Source organism: Sphaerisporangium sp. NPDC004334, from assembly GCF_053602655.1.
The window spans coordinates 45357-54800 of the sequence record NZ_JBSGDZ010000044.1 but is presented as its reverse complement, the minus strand read 5'-3'; the positions used below and the strand labels follow the sequence as shown (position 1 = coordinate 54800).

The 9444-nt window shown below is 67.8% G+C and carries 8 protein-coding genes; 6 read left to right on the top strand and 2 right to left on the bottom strand.

The annotated features are described in order from the left end of the window. Window positions 1-863: 863 nt before the first annotated feature. Window positions 864-1640 (bottom strand): IclR family transcriptional regulator, encoded by a 777-nt coding sequence (locus ACWEN6_RS37740; RefSeq protein WP_452576775.1) that lies wholly within the window; start codon window positions 1638-1640, stop codon window positions 864-866. A 146-nt stretch (window positions 1641-1786) separates the two neighbouring features. Between ACWEN6_RS37740 and ACWEN6_RS37735 the strand changes: the two genes are divergently transcribed. The 6 genes from ACWEN6_RS37735 to ACWEN6_RS37710 all read left to right on the top strand — a co-directional run bounded on the left by ACWEN6_RS37735 (window position 1787) and on the right by ACWEN6_RS37710 (window position 7674). Further along, window positions 1787-3034, top strand: coding sequence for an ABC transporter substrate-binding protein (locus ACWEN6_RS37735; RefSeq protein ID WP_452576774.1), 1248 nt, complete (start codon window positions 1787-1789; stop codon window positions 3032-3034). Between the two features lie 64 nt (window positions 3035-3098). Then, window positions 3099-4043 (top strand): carbohydrate ABC transporter permease, encoded by a 945-nt coding sequence (locus ACWEN6_RS37730; RefSeq protein WP_452576773.1) that lies wholly within the window; start codon window positions 3099-3101, stop codon window positions 4041-4043. Then, window positions 4043-4873: a carbohydrate ABC transporter permease gene (locus ACWEN6_RS37725; protein WP_452576772.1), complete on the top strand. Its 831-nt coding sequence runs from the start codon at window positions 4043-4045 to the stop codon at window positions 4871-4873. The genes ACWEN6_RS37730 and ACWEN6_RS37725 overlap by 1 nt, the downstream gene beginning before the upstream one ends. 7 nt (window positions 4874-4880) lie before the next feature. Then, the gene (locus ACWEN6_RS37720; RefSeq protein WP_452576771.1) at window positions 4881-6062 is read left to right on the top strand and encodes a mandelate racemase/muconate lactonizing enzyme family protein; all 1182 of its coding nucleotides are present in this window, start codon (window positions 4881-4883) and stop codon (window positions 6060-6062) included. After that, a complete protein-coding gene (locus ACWEN6_RS37715) occupies window positions 6059-7270 on the top strand; it encodes a fumarylacetoacetate hydrolase family protein (RefSeq protein ID WP_452576770.1) in 1212 nt (403 codons plus the stop codon). The genes ACWEN6_RS37720 and ACWEN6_RS37715 overlap by 4 nt, the downstream gene beginning before the upstream one ends. Window positions 7271-7323: 53 nt before the next feature. After that, window positions 7324-7674, top strand: a complete 351-nt coding sequence (locus tag ACWEN6_RS37710) for a hypothetical protein (RefSeq protein WP_452576769.1) — start codon at window positions 7324-7326, stop codon at window positions 7672-7674. 7 nt (window positions 7675-7681) lie between these two features. Here the strand turns inward: ACWEN6_RS37710 and ACWEN6_RS37705 are convergent, their stop codons facing one another. After that, complete coding sequence (locus tag ACWEN6_RS37705) at window positions 7682-9064, bottom strand: ricin-type beta-trefoil lectin domain protein (RefSeq protein ID WP_452576768.1); 1383 nt, start codon at window positions 9062-9064, stop codon at window positions 7682-7684. Between the last annotated feature and the right edge of the window lie 380 nt (window positions 9065-9444).

Sequence of the window (9444 nt, the reverse complement as noted above, 5' to 3'; positions counted from 1 at the left end):
CGCCGCCGCGGCGCCCAGCGTGCTGGCCGCCGCGCCCGCCGGGGTGCTCGCCGCCAACGCCGAGACCACCCCGAGCACACCGACCACACCGGCCATCGCCAATCGGCGAGTACCGCTCGTTGTGCGCCGTGGTCTCCATGCGCGCTGGGGTTGATCTGGGGAAATACCGTTCTCGCCCATGTCTGCGCCTCCACTGCCGAGTTGGTTGAGGGGACGCGAGACCGGGCCGGGCACGGGCGGCGGATCGTCGCCGGACCGTGGCACACCGGCGTCACAGACGTCGCGTCACCAATTGGCGGCCCTGTCACCACCACCGACCCCGACAGGGGGAAGCCGCCTTGCGGACTCAGTGTGGAAACCTCTCTGTAACATGTCAAGACCATCGACGAATCGGTTCGATCCGGTTCGACGGCGGCGAGGCTTCCGTGGCGACCTGACGCGGATCGGTGCCCACGTCACCAGGAAGAGTGCCGTGGCCATGCCGCACCGCCACCGGATGAAAGTTCCATCGTGCCGGGCTCCGGACGCATGCGATCGGATGCCGGTGGGCAGCGGGAAACCGGTCGTCGCCGGCGAACGCGCGGCGAGCGGCGAGTCCGGGGCTCTTGACGAAAGCGCACTTGATCGTATTGGCTCCGCTGCACCACCACCGCCACGTACGCCAGGCGAAGAGGAGGAATGCCAGGACAGGATGTTAGCGCTAACACCCGACGGTGACGCGCTTCCGGCGAGCCTTCGCCGTGGCACCTCCTTTCCGGAGGCACCACGGCGAGGCGGCGGGCGATCCGCGCCGGAGGCCGTGAAGGGCATGCCCGGCAGGCGCGGAGGAGGGACACCGGCGGGGTGTTCCCGAAGGACGCCTCTCAGCTCGCCGATGGAGCGGGCGAGGGCTCGGGTGTGAACCCGAGTTCCTGGGAGATCAGTGCCGAGGTCTCCAGTAGGAGCGGAAGCTTCTCCTTCAGCTGGTCCAGGTTCGCGATCACCTCGATGGCGGTCAGGGAGACCGCCGCGATGACCTGTCCACGCGAATCCCTGATCGGTGCGGCGACGCACATGACATAGGCGTCGTGCTCGCCGTCGTCGATGGCCCAGCCGCGCTCGGCGACGCGGGCGAGTTCGGCGTCGAGGGATTCGCGGTCGGCGAAGGTCGTGCCGGTGTACCGCTCGAAGGTGACGTGAGAGAGCAGGCGGTCGCGTTCCGCCTGGGAGAGGTGGGCGAGGATCACCTTGCCCACGGCGCTCGCGTAGATCGAGACGGCCCGGCCGACCCGTGACGGCAGCTTCACCGCGTCGAACGCGGGGCTGTCCACCTTGTCGACGTAGACGATCTCGTCGCCGGTCAACTGTGCCAGGTGCACGGTATGGCCCGTCCGCCGCTGAAGCACGCGCAGGTGCGCGGAGGCGAACTGACGGAGGTCCATCGAGCCGAGCGCGAGTTCCGACAGTTCGATGAGCCCGCTGCCGAACACGTACGTCCCCGCCCCCGTCTTGCGCACGAACCGGGCGGCCTCCAGCGTCTGGAGGATCCGCAGGGCCGTGGATTTGTGGACGCCGAGCACGTCCGAGGCCTCCGACAGTGTCAGCGGATGTTCCGCCGCCAGGCGGATCAGGTTGATCGCACGCTGGATCGATTGCGCCACTTACCATCCTCCTTGCGTTGCGTAGTTTGCAATGTAGCTCACGAGATGCGCAACCGCCACTTGACTTCGTTGCACATGTCGCTACGATCGTTGCAATTCCGACCACGGTTTCGGGGAAATATCCAGTTATTACTGTGGAGTAACAAATGAGGCTGCATCGCGTTCGCCGCGGCATGGTCGCGGCGGCCGGCGTCACATCTATGGCCGTCGCCCTCTTGACCGGCTGCGGCTCCGACGGTGGATCCGGGGGCGGCGTGGCCAAGCTGACGTTCGCCGCCTCGACCCTCGGCGATCCGGGCCGCGGGCCGCTGCTCACGAAGTGGCTCCAGGAGTTCAACAAGAGCCAGAGCAAGGTGCAGGTCTCCGCCGCGGCGGTGCCGTATCCGACCTTCGGCCAGACCATCCTGACCCAGATGGGCAGCGGAAAAGGGCCCGATCTGATCCGCTTCGACATGCCGGAGTTCGAGTCCGCCTCGGACGCCGGCCTCATCGCACCGCTCAACGACCTGATCGACGTCGGCAAGTACGACCTGCTCAAGCAGCCGGACCAGTTCATGGTGCACGACGGGCAGCGTCACGGCATCATCTTCGAGGCGTCGAACTACGCGATGTTCTACAACGCCGACCTGATCCCGAAGCCCCCGACGAGCTACGAGCAGTTCGTCGACACGGCGAAGTCGCTGACCAAGGGCGACACCTACGGCCTGGCGTTCCGCCAGACCGAGGCCGAGGAAGCCGGTGTGTGGCAGGACATCTTCAACTACGTCTACGGCTTCGGCGGCGCGTGGTCGGACGGCCGGAAGCTGACCATCAACTCGCCCGCGAACCTCAAGGGCCTGCAGGCGTTCAAGGACCTGTACGACGCCAAAGTGATCCCGCGTGGCGCGGACGCGGCGACGTTCCGCCGCATGTTCGCCGAGGGCAAGGTCGGCATGGAGCTCAACAACGGCGGCTATGTGACGGCGACCCGCGGTCAGAACGCCGACCTGAACTTCAACGTCGCACCCATCCCGTTCCCCGTCCGCAAGCAGGGCGCGATCCTCGCACCCATCGTCATCAACGAGGCGAGCCCGGCGAAGGAGGCGGCGGCCACCTTCATCAAGTGGGCGCTCGAGCCGGACAACCAGGTCAAGCTGCAGGAGATCCTCGGCGCCAGCAGTGTGGCGACGGTCACCAAGCGAAGCCCTGAGCAGCTCCAGAAGACGCCGTTCCTGACCGTCTTCGACGACCTCACCGACTCGAGCCTGCCGCAGATCGTCCAGGGGTTCGAGGCGAAGACGCCGGACATCCGCAAGATCGTCGTGCAGAACGTCGTCGCGGCCCTCCAGGGCACGGTCGACCTCAAGACGGCGCTGGACCGCGCCCAGCAGCAGGCGTCCCAACTGGCCGGCTGACCGGACGACGCCGCCGGCGAGACTCTCCCGCCGGCGGCGTCCTACTTTCGAAGGACCGAACTCGATGACCGTGCTGGAACAACAGCAGATCACAGGGCCTCGATCCGGGGCCCGGCGTCGAGGCAGCCCGCTGGGGAGCAGGTGGACGCCCTACTTCTTCCTGGCCCCCGCAGCCCTCTTCATCCTGGTGTTCCAGGTCGTCCCGCTGGCGCAGGAAGTCTTTCTGAGCTTCACGCGAACCTCGCTGCTGAACCCCACACGCAGCACCTGGGTGGGACTGGACAACTTCGCCCGCGTCTTCGGCGACGCGGACTTCCGCCGTACCCTGCTCATCACCCTCGTCTACGTCGTCGTGTGCGTCGTCGTCGCCGTCGGAACCGGGCTCGCGGTCGCCCTGCTCCTCAACAAGGGCTTCCGCGGCCGGGGGCTGGCGCGCGCACTGGTGACCATTCCGTGGGCGGCGCCCGGTATCGCCGTCGCGCTCATCGCGATATGGATGCTCAACCCGGACTACGGGATCGTGAACCGATTCCTGGACGCGGTCGGCCTCGGCGTCCCGGGCGGCGCCATCCTCGACAGCCCGCGATACGCCCTCCCGGCGGTCCTCGCGACGACCATCTGGCAACTGTTCCCGTTCACCTCGGTGGTGCTGTTGTCCGCGCTGCAGTCCGTCCCCCCGCACCTCACCGAGGCCGCGACGATGGACGGTGCGGGAAGGTGGTGGACCTTCCGCGCCGTCACCTGGCAGGCCATCAAGCCGACCGTCGGCCTGCTCGCCCTCCTCATGACCATCTGGTCGCTGCGGCGATTCGAGCTCATCTGGCTCATGACGAAGGGGGGACCGGTCGGTGCCACCAAGACGCTGGTCATCGACCTCTACTCCCAGGCCTTCGACTCCAAGCAACTCGGCTCGGCGGCGGCGATCGGCATGGTCGGAGTCGTCATCTCGCTCATCGTCATCGCCGGCAGCCGGTTCGTCGCCCGTGCCGCCGAGAGGGAGGCCCGCTGATGAGACCGCTCCACGTCGGCCTGACCCTGCGGATCATCGCTGTCCTCGTCGTGCTCGGGGTCGCCGTCTTCCCGCTGTACTGGATGTTCGTCACCGCACTGTCGGGAAACTCAGAGCTCTTCGCCGACAAGGCCCGGCTCGTCCCCGACTTCTCGCAGTTCGGGGTCTTCATCGACGCGCTGGCCGAAGGCAAGGCGACGACCTGGCTGCGCAACAGCCTGGTGATCGCCGCAGGCACGACGGTCCTCTCGATCGGCCTCGGCATCCCGCTCGGTTACGCGCTCTCGCGGTTCACGTTCCGGGGCAAGGTCCTGGTGACCGTCGCGCTGCTGTTCACGCAGATGCTTCCCGAGGCCCTCATGGTCGTGCCGCTGTTCGCGCTCTTCCGGCGATTCGACCTCCTCGACTCCCTCGGCGGCCTCATCCTGGTCAACGCCGCCTTCGTCCTGCCGATCGTCGCCCTCATCCTCAAGGGCGCGATCGACGGCCTGCCTCGCGAACTGGAGGAGTCCGCGCGGGTCGACGGAGCGCGACCGCTCACCGTGCTCACCCGCATCAACGTGCCGCTGATCGCTCCGTCGCTCGCCGCCACCGCGGTCATCGCGTTCTTCCACGCCTGGAACGAGTACGTGTTCGCCGTGACGTTCATCTTCACCCCCGGAATGCAGCCGGCGTCGGTCGGCATCGCGAACTTCATCGGCGAACTCGGCACCCCGATCCAGACGGTCATGGCGGTCGCCTTCATGTTCACGGCGCCCGCCGTCGTCTTCTACCTGTTCGTTCAGAAGTATGTGGTGGCCGGCATGACCGCCGGCGCGGTGAAGGGCTGAGCCGGACATGAAGATCACCTCGGTCGACACCGTGGTCGTCGACTTCTACCGCACCAACCTGGTGATCGTCCGCGTCTCGACGGACGAGGGAATCGCCGGACTGGGCGAAGCGACCCTGGAGGGCAAGGAACGCGCCGTCCAAGGCGCCATCGCCGAAGTGGCCGAAGCCGTGACCGGGATGGACCCCACCCGCATATCCGGCATCCTGTACGAGCTGGCGAGGGACTGGTACTGGCGAGGCGGCCCGGTCATCATGACCGCGCTGAGCTCGCTGGAGATGGCGCTGTGGGACATCTCGGCACGAGAGCTCGGCGTCCCGGTCTCCCGGCTGCTCGGCGGCGCCACCCGCGACCGGGTGCGCGCCTATGCCAACGGCTGGTTCTCCGGAGCCGTCACGCCCGAGGACTACGCGGCCGCCGCGAGGAGGACCGTCGAGGCCGGTTTTCAGGGTCTCAAGTGGGATCCCTTCGAGAACTACGACCTCACGATCACCTCCCGGCAACTGGACCGCGTGCTCGCACAGATCGACGCCGTCCGCTCCGCGGTCGGGCGCGACGTGGAGCTGTTCATCGAGGGCCACGGCCGCTTCGACGTCAACCACGCCATCAAGGTCGCGCGGCAGATCGCGCAGTTCGAACCGGTGTGGTTCGAGGAACCCTGCCCCCCGGACAACCTCGACGCCCTCGTCGAGGTCCGCCGGGCGTCGCCGGTGCCCATCGCCGCGGGGGAGCGATGGTTCGGACGGCAGGGTTTCGCGCCGGCGCTCGCCCGCCAGGCGGTCGACTTCGTCCAGCCCGATGTGACACACGCCGGCGGCATCGCCGAGCTGGCCTTCATCTCGACGCTCGCCGCGACCGGCTACGTCGGTTTCGCGCCGCACAATCCCAGCGGACCGCTGAGCACCGCGGCGACGCTGCAACTCGGGGCCGCCTTGCCCAACTTCCGCTACCTGGAGATCATGGCGACCGACGTCCCATGGCGTCCGGAGATCACCAATGAGAGACTCGTACTGACGCAGGAGGGCGACATCCTCATCCCGACCGGGCCCGGTCTCGGCATCGAGCTCGATCTCGAGGCGATCGCACGGCATCCCTTCACCCCCCACCCCTTGCGGATGTTCCAAGACGCCGTCTTCGACATCCGGCCCGCGGACGAGCGGTCCTTCTTCAACCTGGGAGACGGCAAATGATCCAGTCATCGCCCGATGAGCTCGCCGGCGAGGCCGCCTGGTTCGGGACGGCCGCGGACGCGCTGCCGGACGATGCCGCGGACGGTGTCCTGATCGGCCGGATCTGGGATCCTCTCGTCGAAGGGCCCTCACCCGTGGTCGTCCGCGACGGAGAGGTCATCGACATCAGCGCGGACTTCCCGACGGTCCGCGACATCTGCGAGCTGCCGGACCCCGCCGCCGTGGTCTCCGCGCTCGATGGCCGGCATGTCGGCGGCTTCAGGGACGTGCTCGCCAACACCGGGGCCGCGGACCGGGACCGCACCCGGCCCTGGCTGCTCGCACCGGTCGACCTCCAGGCGCTCAAGGCCGCCGGGGTGACCTTCCCCGTCTCGATGATCGAGCGCGTCATCGAGGAGCGGGCCGGCGGCGACATGGCACTCGCGGCGGACATCCGCCGGCGGATGCTCGCCGGCGTCGGCGCCGACCTTCACGACCTGACGCCGGGTTCCGAGGAGGCGGCGCGGCTGAAGACCCTGCTCGTCGCCGAGGGCATCTGGAGCCAGTACCTGGAGGTCGGGATCGGCCCGGACGCCGAGATCTTCACCAAGGGGCAGGTCCTGTCCGCCATGGGAACCGCGGTGCCCGTCGGGGTGCTCGCCGCCTCGACCTGGAACAACCCCGAGCCCGAGGTGGCGCTCATCGTCCAGTCGAGTGGCCGGATCGTGGGGGCGGCGCTCGCCAACGACGTCAACCTCCGGGATGTCGAGGGCCGATCCGCGCTCCTGCTGCCGATGGCGAAGGACAACAACGCCTCGTGCGCGCTCGGCCCCCTGATCCGGCTCTTCGACGAGCGGTTCGACCTGGAACAGGTACGCGGCCTCGTGGTGCGGCTGGAGATCGAAGGCGAGGACGGCTTCCGCCTCGAGGCGGTCTCGGAGATGGCGCGGATGTCACGCGATCCGGAAGCCCTGGTGCGGCAACTGATCGGTCCTCACCATCAGTATCCCGACGGCGCGGTCCTGATGCTCGGCACGATGTTCGCGCCCATCCAGGACCGCGACCACCCGGGCGAGGGGTTCACGCACAAGACCGGTGATGTGGTGCGGATCAGTTCCCCCGCCCTCGGCACCCTGGTCAACCGCGTCCGGCACGCCGAGGACTGCGCACCTTGGGACTTCGGAGTCCGCGACCTCATGGCGAACCTCATGAAGCGAGGACTGTTGTGATCCCGGTCCGATGACGTCGCACGGTCCAGATCGCCGGTCGGTTCGGTGGACCCATGCATGATGCCGGCGACCTGCCCGATCACGACGGCTCGGACGCCGTGGCGATGGAGGGCTTCCAGCAGGGGGAACGGGTCGAACCCGAGGGCTCCGTCCGTGCCGATCGTGCCGATGTCGTCGTCGGCGTCCTGGTGCCCCAGGCCGGTGCTCGCCCGGTTCAGAGCCGGTTCACGGGTGCGTCGGGCGGCGGCGCGGAGTCGTTCCAGCGGTTCGTCGATCATCTGGCCCATGCAACACCCGGCCGCGCTCATGGCGCACGCGAATGGTTTCGAAGGTCTCCGGCGAAGCGGAAATGTCACGTCGGGTCCAGGCGGAGTCGCCTGGACCCGACGTTCGTCATCGGCTAGCAGGTGGTCATGCCCTGGTCCATCTTTGGGTGGCCTGGCCGTTGCAGGTGGCGATGGTCACGCCGGAGGTGTTGCCGGTGCCGGCGGCGTTGAGGCAGAGGTTGTTGGCGCCGTTGGTGATGGTGCCGCTGGAGGTGAAGGTCCACTGCTGGTTGCTGTTGGTGTGGCAGTCCCACAGCTGGACGCGGGTGCCGGAGCCGGCGTTGGTCGGGGAGTCCAGGCACTTGCCGAGGATCTCCAGCCGGCCGGAGTTGTAGGTGAAGCGCTGGTTGGCGTTGGTGTGGCAGTCGTAGACCTGGAGCTGGGTGCCGTTGGCGGTGGCGCTGTTGGGGGAGTCGACGCAGCGGCCGGCGCCCTCGTTACGCAGACGGAAGTCCGTCGTGGGGGACGGGGTGACGGTCGGCGTCGGGGTGACGGTCGGGGTGACGGTCGGCGTGGGGGTGGGAGTGGGATTGGGGTTGCCGGTGCTGGTGAACTGGGAGATGAACTTCCACACCTCGCCCTTGGTCCAGGTCTGGGCGCCGTCCGCGGTGTAGGTCCCGTCCACCGGGGCGGGCGTGTGGCCGTTGTCGAAGGCGGCCCAGACGACCGGGTATCCGGCGCGGCATCCGGAGTAGGCGGTGATGATGTGCGACCGGCTGCCGGAACCCGGCTCGGGCGGGTTCTGCGCGGTGCAGCCGTTGTTGGCGACGAACTTGTCGCGCAGCGCCCGTCCCTGGGAGATGTTGAGCACGTTGTCGGTGATGCCGTGCAGTCCCATGTAGGCGATGGGCTGGGTGCCGCCGCTGCATCCGCTGAGCTGCGCGCCGGAGTACACCACGACCGCGCGGAAGACCGTCGCGCGGCTGCACGCGAGGGAGAAGCTCATGGCGCCGCCGTAGCTCCACCCCATGGCGAAACGCAGCGAGGTGTCGACGCACAGGTCCGACTCGACCTGCCGCATGATGTCGTCGATGAAGGTGACGTCCTCGCCGCCGTTGTTGGCCCACCCGTTGTTGAAGCCCTGCGGCGCGACGAAGATCGCGGTGTTGTTGGACAGCTGCCGCTGCCCGTAGTAGGACCAGGAGGCCCCGGCGCTTTCGCCCGAGTCGACGGCGTTCATGGTGCCGTTCAGCCAGTGGAGGCCGAAGATCAGGCGGTAGGGGGTGTTGTTGTTGTAGTTCGAAGGAATACGCAGAATGTACTGGCGGTTCTTGCCGCTGGTCGTGATGCTCCGCGTTCCGCTGGTCAGCGTCGGGCTCTTTCCGCATCCCGCCGTGCCCGCGAGCGCGGCGGCGGCGGACGCCGAGTTTCCTGTGCTGCTGCCGCTGCTCATCGCCGCGTGCCCTGTCGCGAGGACGACGGCCGCCGCGAGCGCCACGGCCCCGAGGATTGACCTATGCTTCAACATTTGCGATTCCCTCTGGCCGTACGGACCGGGCCGATGTCGATAACATTTCTGCGTTCCTTTCCATCAGCGGCATGGAATGCCGGGTGCTGTGAAACGGGAACCGGGATATCAGCGCCAAGGTTCGGCGGCGGGTTATCAGTGCGCCGCACACGTGCTGAGAAGGTGTGGTGCGAGGGAGCAAATACGACCTGATCACGGATGTCAAGTAGCTTGACTTCCGGTGCGGGGCGCCGGTCCCGCGGGGTGCTCCTCCATGCCTGCTGACCAGGGATTGTTCGCGCCTGCGCCTGGCGCACAGGATGAAACTTTCGTGGTGAACAGGTCGATCACGTGCCGGGTGGAGGGCGGATGGCCTCCCGGAATGATCATGGGATGCCGTC